Origin of the sequence: Sphingomonas sp. IW22, from assembly GCF_041321155.1 — a bacterium.
Lineage (GTDB): Bacteria > Pseudomonadota > Alphaproteobacteria > Sphingomonadales > Sphingomonadaceae > Sphingomonas.
Map to the genome: position 1 here is coordinate 69,994 of NZ_JBGGWB010000005.1, position 20,621 is coordinate 90,614.

Annotated in this window: 19 protein-coding genes; 9 read left to right on the top strand and 10 right to left on the bottom strand. The window is 67.8% G+C overall.

What is annotated here, in order from left to right; translation table 11 throughout:
* Positions 1-45: 45 nt before the first annotated feature.
* The 3 genes from ACAX61_RS15990 to ACAX61_RS16000 are packed head-to-tail and all read left to right on the top strand — an operon-like array spanning position 46 to position 1,435.
* Positions 46-582 carry a hypothetical protein gene (locus ACAX61_RS15990; protein WP_370715727.1) on the top strand — a complete coding sequence of 179 codons (537 nt, stop codon included), beginning with the start codon at positions 46-48 and terminating at the stop codon, positions 580-582.
* Entirely contained in the window at positions 579-1,034 is a 456-nt protein-coding gene (locus ACAX61_RS15995) for a hypothetical protein (RefSeq protein ID WP_370715728.1), read from the top strand. The genes ACAX61_RS15990 and ACAX61_RS15995 overlap by 4 nt, the downstream gene beginning before the upstream one ends.
* The gene (locus tag ACAX61_RS16000) at positions 1,031-1,435 is read left to right on the top strand and encodes a hypothetical protein (RefSeq protein WP_370715729.1); all 405 of its coding nucleotides are present in this window, start codon (positions 1,031-1,033) and stop codon (positions 1,433-1,435) included. The genes ACAX61_RS15995 and ACAX61_RS16000 overlap by 4 nt, the downstream gene beginning before the upstream one ends.
* Here the strand turns inward: ACAX61_RS16000 and gspD are convergent.
* Genes gspD through gspG form a run of 5 tightly spaced genes read right to left on the bottom strand, consistent with a single transcriptional unit; the run spans position 1,429 to position 5,633 of the window.
* Positions 1,429-3,522, bottom strand: a complete 2,094-nt coding sequence (gspD, locus tag ACAX61_RS16005; protein ID WP_370715730.1) for a type II secretion system secretin GspD — start codon at positions 3,520-3,522, stop codon at positions 1,429-1,431. The two genes, ACAX61_RS16000 and gspD, sit on opposite strands and share 7 nt — an antisense overlap.
* Positions 3,523-3,534: 12 nt before the next feature.
* Positions 3,535-4,317: a type II secretion system protein N gene (locus ACAX61_RS16010; protein ID WP_370715732.1), complete on the bottom strand. Its 783-nt coding sequence runs from the start codon at positions 4,315-4,317 to the stop codon at positions 3,535-3,537.
* Positions 4,314-4,673, bottom strand: coding sequence for a type II secretion system minor pseudopilin GspI (gene gspI / locus ACAX61_RS16015; protein ID WP_370715733.1), 360 nt, complete (start codon positions 4,671-4,673; stop codon positions 4,314-4,316). The genes ACAX61_RS16010 and gspI overlap by 4 nt, the downstream gene beginning before the upstream one ends.
* Positions 4,670-5,122, bottom strand: a complete 453-nt coding sequence (locus tag ACAX61_RS16020; RefSeq protein WP_370715735.1) for a GspH/FimT family pseudopilin — start codon at positions 5,120-5,122, stop codon at positions 4,670-4,672. Before ACAX61_RS16020 ends, gspI begins: the two co-directional genes overlap by 4 nt.
* Positions 5,123-5,129: 7 nt before the next feature.
* Positions 5,130-5,633, bottom strand: coding sequence for a type II secretion system major pseudopilin GspG (gene gspG, locus ACAX61_RS16025; RefSeq protein ID WP_370715736.1), 504 nt, complete (start codon positions 5,631-5,633; stop codon positions 5,130-5,132).
* 63 nt (positions 5,634-5,696) lie between these two features.
* On the opposite strand from gspG, the gene gspL reads away from it, so the two are divergent.
* Genes gspL through ACAX61_RS16040 form a run of 3 tightly spaced genes read left to right on the top strand, consistent with a single transcriptional unit; the run spans position 5,697 to position 8,631 of the window.
* A complete protein-coding gene (gene gspL / locus ACAX61_RS16030; RefSeq protein WP_370715738.1) occupies positions 5,697-6,689 on the top strand; it encodes a type II secretion system protein GspL in 993 nt (330 codons plus the stop codon).
* Positions 6,686-7,177 carry a type II secretion system protein GspM gene (locus ACAX61_RS16035; RefSeq protein WP_370715739.1) on the top strand — a complete coding sequence of 164 codons (492 nt, stop codon included), beginning with the start codon at positions 6,686-6,688 and terminating at the stop codon, positions 7,175-7,177. The genes gspL and ACAX61_RS16035 overlap by 4 nt, the downstream gene beginning before the upstream one ends.
* The gene (locus ACAX61_RS16040) at positions 7,174-8,631 is read left to right on the top strand and encodes a GspE/PulE family protein (protein ID WP_370715740.1); all 1,458 of its coding nucleotides are present in this window, start codon (positions 7,174-7,176) and stop codon (positions 8,629-8,631) included. The genes ACAX61_RS16035 and ACAX61_RS16040 overlap by 4 nt, the downstream gene beginning before the upstream one ends.
* A 139-nt stretch (positions 8,632-8,770) precedes the next feature.
* Here ACAX61_RS16040 and ACAX61_RS16045 read toward each other — a convergent pair whose 3' ends face one another.
* Together ACAX61_RS16045 and ACAX61_RS16050 are read right to left on the bottom strand one after the other, a co-directional pair.
* A complete protein-coding gene (locus ACAX61_RS16045; protein WP_370715741.1) occupies positions 8,771-9,616 on the bottom strand; it encodes an SIMPL domain-containing protein in 846 nt (281 codons plus the stop codon).
* A gap of 19 nt (positions 9,617-9,635) precedes the next feature.
* The gene (locus ACAX61_RS16050) at positions 9,636-11,708 is read right to left on the bottom strand and encodes a catalase (protein WP_370715742.1); all 2,073 of its coding nucleotides are present in this window, start codon (positions 11,706-11,708) and stop codon (positions 9,636-9,638) included.
* Between the two features lie 111 nt (positions 11,709-11,819).
* Here ACAX61_RS16050 and ACAX61_RS16055 point away from each other — a divergent pair, with 111 nt between their 5' ends.
* From ACAX61_RS16055 to rnr, 3 genes are all read left to right on the top strand, one after another.
* On the top strand, positions 11,820-13,046 hold the full coding sequence (locus ACAX61_RS16055) for a type II secretion system F family protein (RefSeq protein ID WP_370715743.1): 1,227 nt from the start codon (positions 11,820-11,822) through the stop codon (positions 13,044-13,046).
* Between the two features lie 63 nt (positions 13,047-13,109).
* Positions 13,110-15,170, top strand: a complete 2,061-nt coding sequence (locus ACAX61_RS16060) for a TonB-dependent receptor (RefSeq protein ID WP_370715744.1) — start codon at positions 13,110-13,112, stop codon at positions 15,168-15,170.
* A 75-nt stretch (positions 15,171-15,245) separates the two neighbouring features.
* Entirely contained in the window at positions 15,246-17,498 is a 2,253-nt protein-coding gene (gene rnr, locus ACAX61_RS16065) for a ribonuclease R (RefSeq protein WP_370715745.1), read from the top strand.
* Between the two features lie 15 nt (positions 17,499-17,513).
* Here the strand turns inward: rnr and moaB are convergent, their stop codons facing one another.
* The 3 genes from moaB to ACAX61_RS16080 are packed head-to-tail and all read right to left on the bottom strand — an operon-like array spanning position 17,514 to position 20,519.
* Positions 17,514-18,041 carry a molybdenum cofactor biosynthesis protein B gene (moaB, locus tag ACAX61_RS16070; RefSeq protein WP_370715746.1) on the bottom strand — a complete coding sequence of 176 codons (528 nt, stop codon included), beginning with the start codon at positions 18,039-18,041 and terminating at the stop codon, positions 17,514-17,516.
* Positions 18,031-19,806 carry a lytic transglycosylase domain-containing protein gene (locus ACAX61_RS16075; RefSeq protein ID WP_370715747.1) on the bottom strand — a complete coding sequence of 592 codons (1,776 nt, stop codon included), beginning with the start codon at positions 19,804-19,806 and terminating at the stop codon, positions 18,031-18,033. The genes moaB and ACAX61_RS16075 overlap by 11 nt, the downstream gene beginning before the upstream one ends.
* On the bottom strand, positions 19,806-20,519 hold the full coding sequence (locus ACAX61_RS16080) for a uracil-DNA glycosylase family protein (RefSeq protein ID WP_370715748.1): 714 nt from the start codon (positions 20,517-20,519) through the stop codon (positions 19,806-19,808). Before ACAX61_RS16080 ends, ACAX61_RS16075 begins: the two co-directional genes overlap by 1 nt.
* Positions 20,520-20,621 lie beyond the last annotated feature (102 nt).

Sequence of the window (20,621 nt, forward strand, 5' to 3'; positions counted from 1 at the left end):
TCGGGACTCGCACGGCGCGGCAACAAGCGCTAGGCGCGCGGCGTGATGGAGCCACAACCGCTGCCTCAACCGGACCCTGCGCCCAGCCTGGCCGAGCGTGTCGGTGCGCTGATCGGGGGAGCGGACGATGCGCCGTCGCCGAGGCGGGGCGGGGCGATCCGTCTGGCGATCATGTTGGCATTGCTGCTGCCCGCCGGGCCGCTGCTGACGATTGCGGCGGCGGAGTGGTGGACGGTTCGAACGCGAGCGGTGATGGTCGCGCAGGCGGACAGCCCGGCGGCGCGCGACGCGGCGGCACAGCAGGCGGAACGGCGTGAACTGGCGCGGCTGGGCGGCACGTCTTTTGCTGGCGCAATCGACCGAATCGCGCGCCTCTTGCCACCTGAGGACCGGCTGGCCACGGCCGAACTGAGCATCGATGGCGAAGCTCCTGCGCAATTGGGTGCCGAAATTGCCACCATCGATCCCGACCGGCTGCGTGCGGCGCTGGCCCGCGACTCGTCGACCGGCGCGCTGCGCGTCGAGGGGGAGCGGCAGGGCGACGGCGTGATGATCGTGACCGTCGCGGGGGGGCGCCCGTGAAGCACCCGCTGTTGACCGGCGGCGCGGCGGGCCTGTTGCTGGCGGCGCTGGCCTGGCCCGTCATGCTCGATTCGCTGGCGCAACTCGACCAGATCCGGATTGCCGCGAGCGAGGACGCCGCCCGAGTCGAACCGATCGACACCATGGCGGGCGCCGGGTTCCGTTTGCGTTCGGGTTCGGTACAGGCGGCGCAGCGCGCCGTCGCCATGCGGTTCCGGCAGATGGGCAAGGCCAATGGCGTGCTGATCGAGCGTATCGCCGCCGGGGAGGCGCTGGGTCCGACGTTGAGCCTGCTGACGGTCGAGCTTTCAGGGTCGGAAAAGGCGGTGCTGAGCGTGGCCGCAGCCATGGAGAGCGAGGGGCCGGGCGTTCGATGGCGGCAGTGGCGGCTGAGCGCCGTGTCAGGTGGCGTGGTCCGATTGTCGGGACAGGTGGCGATCGCATGGCGATGAAGCGCATGACTCGCTGGGCATCGATACTCGGCGCGGTGGCGCTGGCGATCCCGGCAGCGATGCTGGTGCCGCGCATCATCGCGGGGTCGAATGCGGCGACAATCCCGCAGGCGCCGATCGACTGGCGCGCGCCGTCGCCATTGTCAGCGGCGCTGGGCCGTTCCCTGTTCGACGCGGCGGCATCCGCCCCGGCACCCGCCGACGCGCCCGAACTGGTCGGCATCGTCGGGCGGCTGGGGCAGGACGCCGTGGCGATGGTGCGCGGGCGCGACGGCGCCGTACGGACGTTGAAGCCGGGGGAGGGCGTCGACGGCTGGCAGCTGGGCGCGCTGGCAATGGATGCGGCCTATTTTACGCGCGGCACGCAACAGGCGCGCGTGCCGCTGGCCGGGGATCAATAGATCCCGTCAATCTCCACCGTCAGCCGCGGCGCGGGCGGGTTGAGCAACAAGCTACGGCGGTCGGCCAGCCCGGCTTCGATCCCGCGAAGCCGCTGATAACGCTCGGCAGCAGCGGCTGCTGTGGCATCGGGGTCGCGCAGGATGGTCGGCTTCAGAAAGATGAACAGCGTGCGCTTCTGCCGCGCTTCGCGGCGCGATTTGAACAATTCGCCAACCAGAGGGATGTCGCCCAGAATCGGCACCTGGCTTTTCGAGCGCATGTAATCGTCGTTGATCAGCCCGCCCAGCACGATCGTCCGGCCGTTGTCCGCCAGAACCGTCGTGTTGATGGCGCGGCGGTTGGTGATGATGTCGGTCGCCTGGCTCAACTGGGTGGGAGCAATCGAGGACGCTTCCTGGCTGACCTCAAGGCGGATCGTATCGCCCGCATTGACGCGCGGCAGTACCCGCAGCGTGATGCCGACATCCTTGCGCTCGACCGAGGTATAGGGCGTCGCGTCGGAATTGTTGGTCAGGATCGATCCGGTGATGAAGGGCACTTCCTGTGCGACGACGAACTCGCCGATCTTGTTGTCCAGCACCGTGACCGACGGCGTCGACAGCAGGTTCGACTTGGTCGACACGCCCAGCGCCTGGACGAGGATCGAGAAATCATTGCCGATGGCGATATTGCCGGTCAGCCCCTCGCCCAGCAGGCGGCCCGCAGGCACGCCCAGCGTGTTGAGGATGGTGCCGAGCGAGATGCCGTCATTCGCGCCGAAACTGGTGGCGACGCCCTCCACCTGATTGAGCACGGTGCCCGACGTGCCGATCTGGATGGCGAGCTGCTCCGCCTCATCCCCGGTGATTTCGGCAATGGCGGCTTCCAACAGAACCTGTGGCCGGCGGACGTCGAGATCGGCGATCAATGTGTCCATGCCCGTCATGGCGCTGGGCGCGCCGCGCACGACGATGGCGTTGATGTCGGGTGCGGGCTGGACCGTCAGATCGGGCGTCGAAAAGCCCTGCGGCGTGGGGTCGCGTTCATTCTGACCGACAGTCGAGATGCTGCCGCCGCCGGTGCCGCCGCCCAGCGCACCCGCCGCGCCGAGTGCCGCTTGCGCCGCCTGATTGTTCGAATTGACCAGCCCCGACAGTGCCGCCGTCGGATTGCGGTTCGATGCGTTCAGCCCGCTGCGCGTGCCGCGCGACTGAAGGCTGCGGGCGACGGGATTGCTGGCCTCCGCCTCCTGACCCAGCACACCGCGCAACACTTCGGTCACGCTTTCCGCATCGGCATAGTTCAGGCGAAAGACGCGCGTGACCGGCGTCGCGCCGCCGGGCGTGTCGAGCGACAGGGCGATGCGACGTGCCTCCGCCACCGTGGCGGGGGTGCCGCGCACGATGACCATGTTGCTGCGGGCATCGCCCGCCACACGCGCGCCGCCCGCCTCGCCTTCGCCCACGACCTGCTGGATCGCGGCGGCCACGTCGACTGCCGAGCCGTTGCGGAGCGGGATCGTGGCAAAGCTCTGTCCGCCGCCGCCGTCCAGATTGCGCATCAGCGATTCGATCCGCCGGACATTGTCGGCATAATCGGTGACGACGATGGCGTTGGGGCTGGCCAGCGGCTCGACCGAGCCAAAGGTGGCGATAAGCGGGCGGGCGATCCGGGCCGCTTCCGCCGCGGGCACGTTCGACAGGCGGATCATGCGCGTCGTCAGTTCCTGACCCGAACCCGACCGGCGCACGCCGCCATCGCGCACGGCATTGGCCTGCGGCACGATACGCCATACCCGCCCCGACTGTACAGCGGCAAAGCCATTGGCGCGCAGCACCGACTGGAACAGCTCCCACACGCCCTCCGCCGACAGCGGTTGGGAGGAGGTAACGGTGACGACACCCTTGACTGCGGGGTCGAGGATCAGCGTCCGACCCGTCAGGCGCGAAATCTGGTCCGCGACATCGGCAATCTCGATCCCGCGCATGTTGACGACGATGTCGCCCGCCTGCCCCTGTGGCGCGGCGGCCAGCGGCTGGACGAGCATCGCTGCAAGCGCACAGGCCAGCGCGAAATTCGGGGCGGTTCGGCGGAAACGATGGATCACGGGTTCATGTCTCTAGCGTAGCGGGACGGTCAGCGTCATCGGCTTGCCGTCGCGAAGGACCTGGATTTGCGCCGAACCGCTGGCCTGCGCAGCGGCAAAGGCAGCCTGATCGGCGGCACCCCTGCCCAGCGTCTGGCCATTGACCGACTGAACGACGTCGCCGGGCTGCACCCCCGGCAATCCGCCTGCGCCGATGCGGTAGCCGCCATCGGTGGGCGTCGCCTGCAGCCGTTGCAGCAGGCCCGCTGCCGCTTGTGGCGGCGGCGCGGGGGTGGGTGTGGGCCGCGCCGTGGCGGGCGATGAGGATGGCGGGGGCGCGGCGCCCGGCGCGCCCGCTGCGGGTTGCGCCGGATCGGGCAGGGCGAGAAACTCGAGGCGGCCGCCATTGTTCAACAGGATGCGGTCGCGCTGGATCGACTCGATCGTCGCGCCGCCCAGATTTTCACCCACCCGCACCGCGCGCGGCGTGCCGCCGGCTTCGCTGACATAGGCGACGGCGAACGATTGGGGCTGTGCGAATACCAGCCCCTTCAGCACGAATTGCAGTGCCGAGGGCTGAGCTTGTTCGGTTTGCAACGCCGCGCCGAAGGGTTGCCAGCCGATGGCGGGCGACAGGTCGGGCAGCGCGACCGGGCGGTTGCCCGACGGGACGGTAATCGCCCCCTGTCCGGCATGCCCGGCGATGCGCCAGGTCAGGCCGGCCAGTGCGGCGGCCACCGACACGACCATGGCCCCCGTGATGACGTCGAGGGCGATTCGTTGCTGGCGGGGCGAAAGGGCGGACACGCGCTTCATGCCGGACCTGCGTCCACGAAACCGTCGAGCGATGCAAGCGGCGACGCGCCCCCGCGCGCATCGCCGGCATAAACATCAATCCGCACCCGCCGGATTGCGGGGTCGTCGGTCGCGCGTTCGACGACCGCGACTCGCCATGGCAGGCCCAGCATGTCGACCTGGTCGGACCCGTCGATCCCGGCTTCCAGTTCGGCGAGCCGGTTTTCAGCCACCCACATGGCGGCCGCTCGCCCCTCCATCGCGCGCGTCGAATCGATGTGGGTTTCGACCGTGCGGATCAGCCCCACGGTGGCGATCGCCAGGATCGCTAGCGCGACCAACGCCTCGATCAGCGAGAAGCCGTCATCCCGGTTCATGATGCGGGCACCACCCGCGCGGTCAGGCCATCATAGGCGACCGAAACCGTGCGCCCGCCCGCCGAGATCGTGGCGGTCAGCGGCTCCCCCGATCCTTCCGGTCCCAGGATGATGGGCGGACGGGCGGACAGGCGCATGGTCATGCCGCCGGGCAGCACATGGACGCCCAGCGCATCGTCCTCGATCGGTTCCCACCCGCCGCCGTCCTGTCGCGCAAAACCATAACCTGATTTTTCGGCGGTAAAAGCCACCAGCGCGTCGCCCAGCATCGCGTCGTCGGCCGCGGATTGCAGCCGGTCGGCCAGCCGCTGCGCCTCGCTGTCGACCGACGGCGCGCGAGTCGCCGCGCCGATGCCCAGCGTCACCGCGCCACCAGCGACCGCGATGATGGCCAGGACGATCAGCATTTCGACCAGCGTCATGCCCGCCTGATGGATGGGCGCGCGCACCGTTGCCCTACTTCTTGCCGTCGAGGTCCGCGTCCAGCCCCTCGCCACCGGGCTTTCCGTCCTTGCCCAGTGACTTCAGCTCAAAGCCGCCGCCTTGCGCGGTGTAGCTATAAGGATTGCCCCATGGGTCGAGCGGAACTTCGCCCAGATACCCCTCGCTCGACCAATTGGCCGGGACGGGCGGGGTCGACGGGCGTTCGGACAGCGCCTTCAGCCCCTGATTCGTCGTCGGATAATCGCCATTGTCCAGGCGATACATCTTGAGCGCGGCCGAAATGGTCCGGATATCGGTGTTCGCAACGGTCACGCGCGCTTCGTCCGGTCGACCGATCACGTTCGGCACGATCAGCGCGGCGACAAGCGCGATGATCGCCAGTACGACGATCATTTCGACCAAGGTCAGCCCGGCCTGATTGTCAGGGATTGATTGCGCCGGGTCGCGCCGGCTGTCATGAAACTGTTTCAAAAGGATGTGCATCGCCGCCCCATGCGTCCACTCGATGAAAGTCATGTGACAGCCGCCCCCACGCCGCCGACCCCGCTTATCATAGCGGAGGGCGCCGGCGCGGCAACCATGCTCGTGCCCGGCGAGGCCGTGCGGCTGCTGGCCGTCGACCTGCCGTTGCCCAACCGCGCCAAAAGGCTTGAGGCGCTGCCCTTTGCTGTTGAGGAATTGATCGCCGACCCGCTGGATGCGGTGCATCTGGCGCTGGGTGTCGAGCTGTCGCCGCGCCGTTTTCTGGTGGGCGTGGTGCGTCATGCACAAATGGCGGCATGGCTGGACGAAGCGGCTGCGGCGGGCCACGCCGATGCGGCCTTTGTTCCCGACAGCCTGGCGCTGCCCCGGCCGGGGGAGGGCGAATGGGCGGTCGAGCTGAGCGATACGCGCGCGACCGTGCGGGCCGGGGACGGCACCGGCTTTGCGCTGCCCGCGCCGATGATCCGCGCGGCATGGGAAGCGGCGGGGCAACCGCCGATACGCAATTACGGCGTCGCGCTGCCCGAAGACATGGGTGCTATGCCCGCCGAAATGGGCGATTTGTCGCTGGCGCGGCGGATCGCAGAACCGGCCCTGGACCTGCGTCAGGGCCGTTATGCCCGGCGCCGTGCCGCTCAGCTGCCGGGATGGGGGCGACGGTTGTTCTGGGTGGGCGCCATCGGTCTTGCCGCGCATGTCGGCATTGCCGCCGCCGACACGATGATGTTGCGCACCATCGCGGAACGGCGGGCTGACGACACCCGCACGCTGATCGCTGCCGCCGCGCCCGGCACGCCGACCAGTGGCGACGATCTGGCCGGTTCGGTCGCGGACCTGTTGCCCCAACCGCGCCGTTACAGTGCATTCCTGCCGTTATTGTCGCGCGTGTCGGGCGTACTGGCGCCGATGGGTGAGCAGGTGGCCGTGCGGACGATCGGGTTTCAGGGGGATGCGCTGGTGATCGATCTGGAGCCGTTGGCGCCGGGGTTGGCCGGACGGCTGAACGCGGCGATCAGCGACGCGCGACTGTCTGGACAGGTATCGCAACTGCCCGGCGGGGCCATTCGATTGACGGCGAGGGGCGCATGAAGATCGAGCTTCGCGATCCCCGGCTGGACGCCGCCATCGCCCGGTTCGAGGCGTGGTGGTCCACCTTGTCCCAGCGTGAGCGGGTGCTGCTGACCGTGCTGGGCCTGCTGCTGGCCGGGGCGGGTCTGATCTATGGCGTGGTCAAGCCGCTTCAGGCCGCGCGGGCAGAGGCGCGCGCGGACATCCGTACTTATGAAACGCTGTCGGCGCGCATCCGCGCAGCGGGCAAGCTGGAGGCGCAGGTGCCGCGCCGCGCCGGCAGCCCGGTCGAGATCGTTCAGGCATCGGCGCAGGCGCAATCGCTGTCGGTTGCGGTTGAGGCGGCGGACGGCGGCGTGCGCGCGACCGTCAGTGAGGGGCAATATGACCGCGTTCTCAACTGGATATCGGACGTGTCGCGCACATCGTCGCTGGGCGTCACCTCGGCCCGGATCGTCCGGCGGAGCGACCCCGGCATGGTCGAGGCGGTCGTGAGTTTCGCACCATGAGCGCGGTTCTGCCCTACAGCTTTGCGCGGCGGCATGGCGTCGTCCTGCGCCAGACGCCCGACGGCCCCGAATGCGTCCATCGCAGCGGCGTCGCGCTGGACGCGCTGCTTGAGGTCCAGCGGATCGCCCCCGACGCGCGGTTGATCCCCGCCAGCAACGAGGCGTTCGACGCGGCGCTGGGCGCGTCCTATGGCGACCGTGCGGCGCAGGCGGCGGATTTCGAGATTGCGGAGACCGACCTTGCCGCGCTGGCCGATTCGGCGGCAGCGGTCGACGACCTGCTGGACACGCGTGACGATTCGCCGGTCATCCGCCTGATCAACGCGCTGTTGCTGGAAGCAATCAAGGAAGGCGCGTCGGACGTGCATGTCGAGACGCAGGAAAAGCGGCTTGTGGTGCGCTTTCGCGTCGACGGCGTTTTGCGCGACATTGTCGAGCCGCAACGCGCGCTGGCGCCGCTGCTGGTCAGCCGTATCAAGGTGATGGCCAAGCTGGACATCGCCGAAAAGCGCGTGCCGCAGGATGGCCGCGTAACCCTTCGCATCGGCGGGCACGATGTCGACGCCCGCGTCTCCACTATCCCGACCCAGCATGGCGAGCGGGTGGTGATGCGTCTGCTGGAACGCGGGTCGATGACGCTCGACCTTGGCGCGCTGGGTATGAGCGAGCGGGACCGCACGGTCTTTACGCGGCTGCTTGAGCGGCCTCACGGCATTCTGCTGGTCACCGGCCCCACGGGTTCGGGTAAGACGACGACGCTTTATACCGCGCTGACGCGGCTGAACGATCGGCGCCGCAACGTGATGACGGTCGAGGACCCGATCGAATATGAACTGGCGGGCATTGCCCAGACCCAGGTCAATCCGCGCACCGACATGACCTTTGCCCGTGGCCTGCGCGCGATCCTGCGTCAGGATCCCGATGTCATCATGGTCGGGGAAATCCGCGATCAGGAAACGGCAAGCACCGCCGTGCGGTCGGCCATGACCGGGCATTTCGTGCTGTCGACGCTCCACACCAATTCGGCGGTCGGATCGGTCACGCGCCTGATCGACATGGGTGTCGAGCGCTATCTGCTGGCGCCGATGGTCGTGGGCCTGTGCGCCCAGCGGCTGGTGCGGCGGCTGTGCCCCAATTGCCGGCGTGAGGATGTTGCGGGTGAGGGCGACGTGCTGATGGTCGGCGGCGGGCTTCGCGTGGGTGAGCCGCTGTGGCGCGCCGAAGGCTGCGACGATTGCCACGGCGACGGCTATCGCGGGCGCGCGGGCCTGTATGAAGTCGTCGCGGTCGATGACGGGTTCCAGGCGATGATCCATGACGGCGCGTCTGAAGCCGATCTGGAGCGCCACGCCCGCACCGATAACCCATCGCTGCTGGATGACGGCATCGCCAAGGTCCGCGTCGGTGTGACCACGGTCGAGGAAGTGGCCCGCGTCACGCGCGACGAGGCATAGCGCGCGGCGACAGCGCCCACTGATCGCACCATGTCGATAGTGCGACGGCTGCGACCTTAAGCCGTTGAGGGTGCCAAGCCAGACCGCCGCGACGCGATGGGCGTGCGCCGTCGTTGAGGTGGCAGGGGGCCGGAAAGCCCTATTGCGCGATGGCGTAATGCACGAAGACCTGCGCCCGCGTTTCGATTGGCTGCGGCTTGATGTCGATCGCGATCGGCGGCGGCGGCGGGGGTGGAGGCGGCGCTGCGGGCATCGCGCGCGCGCCGGAGACGGTGATATCGATGCTTGCCGGATCGCGCATCGACAGGATCGGCCCCAGACGCAGCCCGGCGCCCGCGGCCACCGCCTCTGCCCGTTGCCGGGCGGCGCGGATCGCAACGGCGCTTGCGCGGCCCTGTGCTTCATCCGGATCGGACAGGGCAAAGCCCTGTATTCGGGCGTTGCTGGCGCCCAGTCGGGACGCAAGGCCGACCGCGGTTCCGGCCTTGTCGACGGCGCGCGTGCGGACGTTCATCTGCATGGTTGCGATTGCCCCGACGACGGCGCAATCGCCGGTACTGAGGCGTGGCTGACCGCCATAGCCGCGCCCGTTGCCACAGCCGTCACCGCGCACTTCCATCATATCGATGTGACCTGTGGTTAGTTCGCTGTCTGTGCTCAGCAGGTTGAGCAAGCCGCCGGTCACGGCCCGCTGCTTCGCCACCAGATCCCTGGTCGCCGCATCCGGGGTTTCGCCCTCACCCCGCAGGTTGATCTGGAGCATGGCGAGATCCGGGTCGGTGCGGACGATGCCGGTGCCCGTCACCTGAATCGTCCGGTCAGTGTCGGTTTGCGCCAACGCCGACTGTGGGATCAACAGCAGCGCGGTAAGAACGTGGCATTTCATCGACGTTACCCCCGGTTCGTAACCGTGCGCGACCGATTTATCAGGTGACGCAAGCAGGGCAACCGTCGCTGGACGGGCGCGGGTTCGGACGGCGGTCATCCGAACCCGCGCGCCGGATTTACGCCAGCATCCGCACCTTCGGCTCCCGGTCATAGAAGCGATGCTTGGCCGCTTCGATAAAGGCCGTGCCGGTGTCGGTGACGCCTTCATCCGGCTCGACCCCGGCCTTGTCGAGCAGGGGCTTGGCCGCATCGCTGGCGCCGATGGCCTTCAGGTGGCCGAAGGCGTCCATGACCCATTGCACGGCGGCGGCTTCCTTCAGCAGCATTGCCGTGCCTTCCGCCGACAGCAGCACCGCCACCGCGTCGAAGATCTGCGAAGGGCTGCCCGCCAGTTGGCCGTCCGCCGCGCGTTTCGAGCCGTCCGACAGTTTCGCGCCGCCGACCTTGGGCGCCACCAGCACCGGCTTGCCCTTCGCTGCGTCCACCGCCGCGATCAGTGCGTCGAGCTCCCCAGCATCGGTGCCGTCGGCGATCAGGATGCCCACCGCGCGCCCCTCAAGCGTGGCCTTCATGTTCTTGTGAATCGACAGCGCATCGGACGGCTTCATGTCGACGGGCGCACGCGCCGCTTCGGCCTTTTCCGGCAGGTCGATGTTCAGGCCATCGGCCACGCGCTTTGCCAGATCCTCGTCCACATTGCGCAGATTGGCGACCATGCGCGGGCGGACATGTTCCAGCCCGACCTTCGACAATTCGAACACGAAGGAGGACGCGATATGCGCCTGTTCGTGCGCGTCCTGCGAGCGGTAGAACAGCCGCGCCTGGCTGTAATGATCGGCGAACAATTCGGCGCGCACGCGCAGTTTCTCGCCCTGTTCGTCGTCGCCGGTCGCGGCGTTGACCGTCACGAAGCCGCGCGTCGGGCTTTCGCGGGGGCCACCATCCTCGCCTGCCAGGGCAAGGCTGTTGGGTTCGTAATTCGCGCGGCCCTTGGGCACCTGCGTCTGCATCTTGCCGTCGCGCTGGAAATTGCCGAACGGACAACGCGGCGCGTTGATCGGGATCTGGTGGAAATTGGTCGTGCCCAGTCGCGAATTCTGGGTGTCGAGATAGCTGAACAGCCGCCCCTGCAGCAGCGGATCGTTCGAAAAATCGATGCCCGGCACGATGTTCGACGGCAGGAACGCGACCTGTTCGGTTTCGGCAAAGAAATTGTCCGGGTTACGGTTCAGCGTCAGCTTGCCGATGATGCGGACGGGCACGTCTTCTTCGGGAATCAGCTTGGTCGCGTCCAGCACGTCATAGGGCTGGGCCCGGGCGAAATCCTCGTCGAACACTTGGATGCCCAGTTCCCATTGGGGAAATGCGCCGGTGTCGATTGCTTCCCACAGGTCACGGCGTTGATAGTCGTTGTCGGCGGCCTGAAGCTTCAGCGCCTCGTCCCAAATGGTCGATTGCAGGCCTAGCACCGGCTTCCAGTGGAACTTGACGAAATGCGCCTGACCCGCCTCGTTCACCAGCTTGAAGGTGTGGACGCCGAACCCCTCCATCGTGCGGAAGCTGCGCGGCAGCGTGCGGTCAGACATCGCCCACATCAGCATGTGCGTCGTTTCTGGCATCAGGCTGGCCCAGTCCCAGAAGGTATCGTGCGCGCTGCCCGCTTGGGGATAGGCGCGGTCGGCCTCCATCTTCACCGAATGGACGAGGTCGGGGAACTTGATCGCATCCTGAATGAAGAAGACGGGGATGTTGTTGCCGACCAGATCCCAATTCCCCTCCTTGGTGTAGAACTTCACCGCGAAGCCGCGCACGTCGCGCGGCGTGTCGACCGATCCGGCACCACCCGCGACCGTGGAAAAGCGGACGAACACTTCGGTCTGCTCGCCCTTTTTGAACACGGCGGCCTTCGACAGGTCGGAGATATCCGCCGTCGCTTCGAACACGCCGTGCGCGCCCGATCCACGCGCATGGACGATGCGTTCAGGGATGCGTTCATGGTCGAAGTGGAAGATCTTTTCGCGCAGCACGAAATCTTCCAGCAGGGTCGGGCCACGCGCGCCTGATTTCAGGCTGTTCTGATTGTCGCTGATCGGCACGCCGTGGTTGGTGGTCAGCACCGGGACGTCGCCCTGTGCGATCTGGTGGGTTTCGCCGCCATGGCCGGGATTGCGATTTCGGGCGTCGCTCATCGTTGGTCCTTTCGAAAGGGGTTGGCCGGTGAACGAGCGAGACGGCGATCATGTCCATCAATAACCAATGTCGATGCTCGCTTTTCTCGATCAGTGCGATTAACTCGCGCCATGACCGCCTATGCCTGGCGCGCCGCCGATCGATCGGGCGCGAGCAAGAAAGGGATTATCGAGGCTTCGTCGCCCGCCGCGGCGCGCGCGATGCTGCGCGAACAGTCCTTGCTGCCGCTGTCGGTCGAACCGGCCAATGATCGTGGGCCCGCGGTGGGCGGGATCAAGCTGCCGTCGCTTCGCCGCCGGGGCCTGTCAGCGCGGCAACTGGCGACCGTGACGCGCCAGATTTCGACGCTGGTCGGGTCGGACATCACGATCGAGGAATCGCTGCGGCTGGTGGCCGCCCAATCGGAGGTGCCCGCCGTCACCGCGCTGTTGACCGATGTGCGCGGCGCGATCCTGGACGGGCGCAGCTTTGCCGCGGCGCTGGGCCTGCATCCGAAAGGCTTCCCCGAATTCTACCGCGCGTCGGTGGCGGCGGGGGAACAGTCGGGCAAGCTGGCCAGCGTGCTGGATCATCTGGCCGAGTTTGTCGAAAACCGGCAGGCCAATGGCCAGAAGCTGCAACTGGCGCTGCTGTATCCCGCGCTGCTGGCGACGGTCAGTTTCGGCATGATGGTGCTGCTGATGGTCTATGTCGTGCCCGACATCGTGCGCGTATTCGTGTCGCGCGGTGCCGAATTGCCGTTCCTGACCCGCGCGCTGATCGCGGTCAGCGCGTTCTTGCAGAATTATGGCCTGTACATGCTGTTGGTCGGAGCCGTCGCGTTTCTGATCTTTGGCCGATGGGGGCGTGTGCCCGCAAACCGGCTGCGGCTGCACCGCTTCTTCAACGAAACGCGGCCGTTCGCGCGGTTCAGCCGCCAGTTCAACGCGGCGCGCTTCGCCGGCAGCCTGGCGACGCTGGTGGAAAGCGCGGTGCCGTTGGTCGAGGCGTTGCAGGCCGCCGCCGCCGTAACGCCCAATCTGTTCGTCCGTGAAAAGGCGTTCGCCATCGCCGCGCGCGTGCGCGAAGGGATCAGCCTGCGCGCCGCGATGGCCGAAAGCGGTGTGTTCCCGTCGATGCTGGTCGCCATCGTCGCATCGGGCGAATCGAGCGGGCGGCTGGCCCCGGCGCTGGGCCGCGCATCGGGGGAGCTTGAGCGCGAACTGGACGCACTGGTCGCCACGCTGGTCGCGCTGGTCGAGCCGCTGGTGCTGCTGCTGATGGGCGGGCTGGTGCTGATGATGGTGCTGGCGATCCTGTTGCCGATCATCAACCTGAACAATCTGGTGCAGATCTAGCTCAGCGCTTGCCACCCGCCTCAGCCATGCCGTAGCGACGCGGGCGAGAGAGAGGGGCCTTACATGATTGATTTGCTCGCAACCGCGCCACTGGCGCTGGCGATTGCCGCGACGCCGCCGCGTGAAGAGAGCGAGCCGCAGGCAATTGTGGTGACGGGCCGGGGCCTGGACCTGCCGGAAAACAGCAGCAATGCCCGCGTCGTCATCGACCGCGACCGCGCAACCGATACCGCCAGCGGCCGGCTGGAGGACGTCCTGGGCGATATCGCGGGCCTGCAATCCTTTCGCCGTGCCGATTCGCGGTCGGCCAATCCGACCGCACAGGGCATCACCCTGCGCGGGCTGGGCGGCAATGCGGCCAGCCGCGCGCTGCTGATCATCGACGGCGTGCCACAGGCCGATCCGTTCGGCGGCTGGATCGCCTTTCCCGCCTATTCGACCGACCGTATCGGCGCGGTGCGCGTGCGGCGTGGCGGCGGCAGCGGCCGGTGGGGATCGGGCGCGATCGGCGGCGTGATCGAGATCGACAGCGCCACGCCCGATCAGCTGCGCCCGCTGACCGCCGAAATCGCCTATGGGGAGCGCAACGCCGTCGACGCCCGCACGACCGCGACGCTTGAGCGCGGCAGCGGTTTTGCCACGCTGTCGGCGGGTTATATGCGCGGCGACGGCTTTTTTCCGATCGTCGAGGAAGATCGCGGCGCGGTGGACCGGGCCGCGCCCTATGAACAGTTCAACGCTGCGTTGCGTGGTGTCGTGCGGATCGCGCCCGAACTGGAATTGCAGACGACGGTTCAGGGTTTCACCGACCGGCGCGACCGGGGCATCGCCTTTACCGAGATCGAAAGCGACGGCGCGGATGCCAGCGTGCGGCTGGTCGGCAAGGGCGACTGGCGCTTTTCGGTGCTGGGCTATGTCCAGACCCGGCGCTTCGCCAGCAACTTTGCCAGTGTCAGCGACGACCGGACATCGGCCAATCAGGTGCTGAACCAGTATAACACACCCGGCACCGGCATTGGCGGTCGGGTGGAGATCATGCCGCCGCTTGGCCCCGATATCGACCTGGCGGTGGGCGCCGATGTGCGCGCGCTGTCGGGGGAGACGCAGGAGCTTTACACCTTTGTCGCGGGCAGCCCGACCCGGCGGCGTGAGGCCGGCGGCGCGACGCGCACACTGGGCGCCTTTGCCAGCCTGTCGGCGCGGCTGGGTCCGGTCCGGCTTGAGGGTGAGGGGCGGATCGACGGGTGGCGGATCACCAATGGCCGGCTGTTCGAAACCGCGCTGGCGGGCGGGACGCTGACCGACACCGACTTTGCCGATCGTTCGGGCAGCGAGGCGACGGGGCATGTCGGGCTGGCATGGACATTCGCCCAGCCGCTGACGCTGCGTGCCGCCGCCTATCGCGCATGGCGCCTTCCGACACCCAACGAACTTTATCGCCCATTCCGCGCGGGCGCCGACGCCACGGCCGCCAATGCCGAACTGCGCCCCGAGACCATGGAGGGGTATGAGGGCGGAATCGACCTGGCGCTTGGGTCGCGCGTGACGTTGGGCGCCACGCTGTTCCGCAACGTGCTGAACGACGCGATCGCCAATGTGACCATCGCGCGCGGGCCGGGCACGTTTCCCGGTGTCGGCTTCGTATCGGGCGCGGGCTTTTATCGCCGCCGCGACAATCTTGAGGCGATCCGCTCAACCGGTGTCGAGGTTGATGCGCGCGCGTCGCTGGGCGAATTCAGCATGGCTGCGTCCTATGCCTGGGTCGATGCAGAGGTGGCGGGCGGATCGCTTGCCCCCACGCTGGACGGTGCGCGACCGGCGCAGGTGCCGGAGCATCAGGCATCGGCAACGCTTGGCTGGGTACGCGGCAATTGGGGCGCGGGTGCAACGGTGCGTTATGTCAGCAGCCAGTTCGAGGACGATCAGAACAGCCGCCCGCTGAACGACGCGGTGACCGTCGATGCCACCGTGTCGATGCCGCTGGCGCGCGGCGCCCGCCTGTTTGCGCGGGGCGAAAATCTGTTCGATGCGCGGGTCGAAACGGGCTTCAGCAACGACGCCGTCGAACGCGCCCGCCCACGCCAGTTGTGGATCGGCCTGCGTTTCGGGGGTGGCGCGGGCTGAGTGCATCCGCGCCCTTTTGTCGCGGAGCAGGCGATGAGGGGTGCGCGGGCGCGGTAAACCGCCTATCTCCGGCAAATGCGTAACCGCCCAGGGCTTCCCAGCCGCCAGCAGATCCTCGATTTCATCGCCCAGTCGGACAAGCCCGCCGGCAAGCGGGAGATCGCCCGCGCCTTTGCCCTGTCGGGCGCGGACAAGATCGCGCTGAAGGCGTTGTTGAAGGACATGACGGACGAGGGGTTGATCGACGTCGCCCCCGGCCGCGCGTTTCACCGCATGGGCGGTGTGCCCAAAGTGACAGTGCTGCGCGTCGTCGATGTCGATGGTGATGCCGTCTGGGCCGTGCCTGAGCGCTGGGAGGCGGAGGGCATTCCCCAACCGCGCCTGCGCGTGATCGAACGGGGACGGCGGCAATCGGCGCTCGGCCCCGGCGACCGCATCCTCGCCCGGACCGAGGAAGCAGGTAATGGCTGGCTGGCGCATCCGATGAAGACGCTGGCGCGCGGCGAGGAACAGATCCTTGGCGTGCTGCGCGAAGAGGGCGGGCGCCTGTTCCTGGGCGGGCTGGACAAGAAGGTCGGCCGCGACGTGCCCGTGGTTGATCGCGGCGACGCGGAGCCGGGCGACTTGGTGCTGGCGGAAAAGACCGGACGCCCGCCGCGCATCATGGCCAAGGTGGTCGAACGGCTGGGCGACCCGTTCGCCCCGCGCAGCTTTTCGATGATCGCCATCCACAAGCATGGCATTCCCAACGTCTTTTCGCCCGACCTGATCGACGAGGCGACGCGCATCGCCCGGCAGCCGCTGGGCGAGGATCGGGAGGATCTGCGCCACCTGCCCATCGTCGCCATCGACCCCGCCGATGCGCGCGACCATGACGATGCCGTCTGGGCGACCCCCGATGACGACCCGGCCAATGCGGAGGGTTTCCGCGCCATCGTCGCCATTGCCGATGTGTCCTTCTACGTCCGCCCCGGGTCGCTTCTGGACAAGGAAGCGCGCAAGCGGGGCAATTCGGTTTATTTCCCCGACCGCGTCGTGCCGATGCTGCCTGAAGTGCTGTCGGCGAATGTCTGTTCGCTGAAGGAAGGCGTCGATCGCGCGGCGCTGGTCTGTCATCTTCGCATCGGCAAGGATGGCGAGCTTCGCGAATGGCGTTTTTCGCGGGCAGTGGTGCGGATCGCGGCCAACATCGCTTATGAAGACGCACAGGCGGCGGTCGATGCCGCGGGCGCGGGGGAGGAACCGTCGACGGTCGCACCCGACCTGACGCGCGACGCACTGTTGCCCCTTTGGAATTGCTGGGCCGCGCTCAGCCGCGCACGCGACAGCCGCAGCCCGCTGGACCTCGACCTGCCCGAACGGCGCGTGGTGCTGGATGAAAAGGGCCGCATCCTGTCGGTTGCCCCGCGCGAGCGGCTGGACGCACACCGGCTGATCGAGGATTTTATGATTGCCGCCAACGTGGCTGCGGCGAAGGCGCTGGAGCGCAAGAAGGCGCCGGTCATGTACCGCATCCACGAACCGCCCAGCCGGGAAAAGCTGGTCGCGCTGAAGGATTATCTCAAGACCTTCGACCTCAGCTTCGCGCTGGGGCAGGTGGTGAAGCCCGGCACCTTCAACCACATCCTCGGTACGCTGAAGGAGCACGAAGCGCGTGAGGAAATCATGACGCAGGTGCTGCGGACGCAGACGCAGGCCTATTATGGACCGGAAAATGCCGGGCATTTCGGGCTGGCGCTGGGCAGCTACGCGCACTTTACCTCGCCCATCCGGCGTTATGCCGACCTGATCGTCCACCGTTCGCTGGTCGATGCGTACAAGCTGGGCGCGGGCGGGCTGTCGAAGGAAGATGCGGCCAACATGGCGCGCGTGGGCGAGTTGATCTCAGGGCTTGAGCGCCGGGCGATGGAGGCGGAGCGGGAGACGATCGACCGTTATGTCGCCGCCTATCTGGCCGACCATGTGGGTGAGGTGATGGACGCCAAGATCACGGGCGTCGCCGCGTTCGGCTTTTTCGCGACGGTGGAGGGCGTGGGCGGCGACGGGCTGGTCCCTGCGCGCGATCTGGGCCGCGAATATTTCCGCCATGACGAAGCGGGCCAGCGGCTGGTGGGTGAGGAAACGGGCGAGTTCTTTGCGCTGGGCCAGCGGCTGAAGCTGCGTCTGGTGGAGGCCAATCCCGTGTCCGGCGCGCTGCGGTTCGAACTGCCCGACGGCAAGGGTTCGGGGAGCGGGGAGCGGCCCGACGGACGGCGCGGCCCCCCGCCACGGGTCATGAAGCGGCGCGGACGCCCCGCCAATATCCGCCATCAGGGCAAGCGGCGCTAAGGCGCGCCGCGCGCCTCAACGCTCTTCCAGCCGGGGCATCAGCTCGACGAAATTGCAGGGCCGGTGGTCGATGTCGAGCTGTTGCGACAGGATGCCGTCCCAGCCATCCTTCACGGCGCCGGTCGATCCGGGCAGCGCGAAGATATAGGTGCCGCGCGCCACGCCGGCACATGCCCGCGACTGGATGGTCGATGTGCCGATCTTCTGAAAGCTGATCCAGCGGAACAGCTCTCCGAAACCGGGGATTTCCTTGTCGACGACGCGCGCCAGCGCCTCTGGCGTCACGTCGCGGCCGGTCACGCCGGTGCCGCCGGTGGTCACGACCACCTCGACCGCCGGATCGTCGATCCAGCCGTGCAGCCGCGCGACGATCAGGTCCACCTCGTCACGGACGATCGCACGGTCGGCCAGCTCGTGCCCCGCCGCGCCCAGCCGCTCGACCAGTGCGTCGCCCGACCGGTCCTCCGCCAGACCGCGCGTGTCGGAAATCGTCAGTACGGCAATGCGGACCGGGCGGCGGACCCGGCCGTCGTCACCGGGCACGAATATTGTCGCGGCGCGTGTTGACGGCGGTTGCCCCCTTCATTCCGGGAAAGCGCGGCCACATGCCCTGTGCCAGCGCGCCACGGCTGCTCGACGGCTTGCCCGCCTGAAGCTCGTACATCCAGTAGTTGCGCAGCACCGTCATGACGTAACCGCGCGTTTCCCAGTACGGAATGCTCTCGATGTACAACAGCGGGTCGCCGCCGTCCTTCGAGGTCATGTTCCATGCCTCAACCGGCGACGGCCCCGCATTATAGGCGGCGATGACCTTTGGCAGCAGCCCGCCGGTCGCGGGCATGTCGCGCAGCTTTTCCAGATAGCTCTGCCCGACCTCGATATTGGTCGACGGGCGCGACAAAGCGGAGCGGTCGATGACGCTGGTCATCCCCTTGGCACGGGCGATGTCGGTCGCGGCGGCGGGCATGATCTGCATCAGGCCATAGGCGCCCGCCGGCGACACCACGGTCGAGCGGAAGCGCGATTCTTGCAACGTGTGGGCATAAACCAGCGCCTTGTCCACGCGCCAGCCGCCATCGGGCGTCCAGTCGGGCGCGGGATAGCGGGTCGCTACCTGAGGCCGGGCGCCGGGCGGGCAATTATGTGACAGCCAGATCTGGGCGGCAGGCAGGTTCAGCGCACCCGCCAGCCGTGCCAGAGAGGCGTATTCACCACCATCGCCGATCCGCGCCTGATGCTTGAGCAGGTCAGCGGCCATGTCCTCTTCACCGATCTCAACCAGCGCGGCGGCGACGCGGATGTTGGGCCGCCGCTCCAGCGCCTTCCAATCGGCGCCGGCGGTGCGATCGGGCAGGCGGTCGGTCGCCTCGGCAATGCCCAGCGCCTGACGCGACAACATGCCGTAGAAGGTTTCATTATACTGAGCCGCAGCCTGAAGGCGGGACTGGATCAGGTCGGGGCGCGCACAGGCCATGTCGGCGCGCGCCGCCCAGTAATGGCCGGCCGCGCGCAGGTCGACATCGGTTGCGCGCTGGGCAACGGCGGCAAAGGCGATCTGGGCGGCGCGGCAGTCGCGCTGGCGCCATGCGGCGAGGCCCTGAACCCAATCGGCCTGCGGGACCCATTCGCCGGTCCCGGCCTGAGCCGCAGCGGCGACGCGGCGCGCATTGGCATCGTCGCCCATCAGATAATAGATCCACGCCACGCGCTGGCGCCATTCGGTCAGCGCTTCAGGCGTCAGGCGACCCTCATATTCGTTCACTAGCGTTTCGGCCGCGGGACCGTCATCAGCCTTGATGAAGGGTACGGCGCGCTGGGCCACTTCGGCGGCGGCGGCATCGCTGGCCGTTCCCTTCAACCGGATGCGGTTGGGCGCACCATCGACCCAGATCAGGCGCTGTGCCGTGGGCAGCGAAGGGAGCGTTTCGGCCCCGCGCAGCTTGGCGAGGCGAGCGATCTGGGGCGCCTGCGGCAATTCGGGTGCTTCGGCCAGCAGGCCCATCAGCGGCACCAGCTCGACCTTTGGCGAACCCTTGGCCGTGTAAAGCTCTGCGCGGGCCAGCGCGTGGAGCGGGCCGGGGCGCATCGCGTCCAGTTGCAGCTGCGCGTCGGTCCAGCGCTGTTCGCGGATCGCGGCAAAGACCGCGCGATACGCAGTGCGCTGGCCGTCATCCAACTGTTGCGGGATGCCGCGATTGGCGGCGGCGCTGCGCACGGGCAGCTTGTCGTCATTCGGCTCGCCCGCGACGGCGATGCCGGGCAGCGCGACCAGACTGAACAGCGCCACGGCGCCAAGGCTGATGTTCATTACGCTTGTCCCCCAAGCAGCGTTTGCAGACAGCGCCATGCGTCGCGCTTTACCTGCGGATGCTTCAGCATGAAGCGCGGATGCGCGATTGCGAGTGCCTGCAGCTCTCGACCATGCGCTGTAATGCCATGCAACCCCCTTGGAACGGGAGCGCCGTCCGCCGTGAGCAACGCACGGCTCGTCGTATGGCCGACGATCAGCACGGTGCGCGCGGGTGCCAACGCCATCAGCCGCCGGGCGCGATCGATCAGGTCGGGCAGCATGTCGTCCGACAGCGTGTCCGCCAAAGGTCGCGCCATGCACAGCCCGGCGATCAGCGTATCCTCGCGCGATCGGCCGATGGACGAAAGGATGCGATCGAACATCGCCCCTTCGGTCCCACCGATCAGCGAATCGCCATTGGGCTGGTCGGTCAGCACGATCAGATCGGCGTCGCGCGGCCCTTCCGGCTGGATCGGCGTCGCGCCGCCCCATCCCCGTTCGGGGGCGGTTTCGCCCAGCCGCCAATCCCAGAAGGTCGCATAATCGCCCGGTGCGTCGGCGGGGGCGGTGTCGTTGGCGGGTTGCGCCGTTGCCGCTACGGCTGCGCGGGCGGGGCGAGCCTGCCAGTCGCGGGGATCGTCCTCGACCAGCGTGTCGACACCTGCGTCCTGCCACCATTCCAGCGCGCTGGCGGCAAGTTCATCCCATCGGTGGTATTGATCGGCCCCCATGCCTAGCTAAAGCCATCGACTTGACCTTCGCGTCAATGTCGGTGCAGCGCTGGCCCGACAGGCCGTGGCGCGCACGCGACGATGCGGGGAACCGGCGGCGTA

Coding starts and splice junctions, on each gene's coding strand:
- ACAX61_RS15990 (WP_370715727.1), top strand. CDS start 46: ATGGAGCCACAACCGCTGCCTCAACCGGACCCTGCGCCCAGCCTGGCC.
- ACAX61_RS16000 (WP_370715729.1), top strand. CDS start 1,031: ATGAAGCGCATGACTCGCTGGGCATCGATACTCGGCGCGGTGGCGCTG.
- ACAX61_RS16010 (WP_370715732.1), bottom strand. CDS start 4,317: ATGAAGCGCGTGTCCGCCCTTTCGCCCCGCCAGCAACGAATCGCCCTC.
- gspI (WP_370715733.1), bottom strand. CDS start 4,673: ATGAACCGGGATGACGGCTTCTCGCTGATCGAGGCGTTGGTCGCGCTA.
- gspG (WP_370715736.1), bottom strand. CDS start 5,633: ATGACTTTCATCGAGTGGACGCATGGGGCGGCGATGCACATCCTTTTG.
- gspL (WP_370715738.1), top strand. CDS start 5,697: ATGCTCGTGCCCGGCGAGGCCGTGCGGCTGCTGGCCGTCGACCTGCCG.
- ACAX61_RS16035 (WP_370715739.1), top strand. CDS start 6,686: ATGAAGATCGAGCTTCGCGATCCCCGGCTGGACGCCGCCATCGCCCGG.
- ACAX61_RS16040 (WP_370715740.1), top strand. CDS start 7,174: ATGAGCGCGGTTCTGCCCTACAGCTTTGCGCGGCGGCATGGCGTCGTC.
- ACAX61_RS16045 (WP_370715741.1), bottom strand. CDS start 9,616: ATGACCGCCGTCCGAACCCGCGCCCGTCCAGCGACGGTTGCCCTGCTT.
- ACAX61_RS16050 (WP_370715742.1), bottom strand. CDS start 11,708: ATGAGCGACGCCCGAAATCGCAATCCCGGCCATGGCGGCGAAACCCAC.
- ACAX61_RS16055 (WP_370715743.1), top strand. CDS start 11,820: ATGACCGCCTATGCCTGGCGCGCCGCCGATCGATCGGGCGCGAGCAAG.
- ACAX61_RS16060 (WP_370715744.1), top strand. CDS start 13,110: ATGATTGATTTGCTCGCAACCGCGCCACTGGCGCTGGCGATTGCCGCG.
- rnr (WP_370715745.1), top strand. CDS start 15,246: ATGCGTAACCGCCCAGGGCTTCCCAGCCGCCAGCAGATCCTCGATTTC.
- ACAX61_RS16075 (WP_370715747.1), bottom strand. CDS start 19,806: ATGAACATCAGCCTTGGCGCCGTGGCGCTGTTCAGTCTGGTCGCGCTG.
- ACAX61_RS16080 (WP_370715748.1), bottom strand. CDS start 20,519: ATGGGGGCCGATCAATACCACCGATGGGATGAACTTGCCGCCAGCGCG.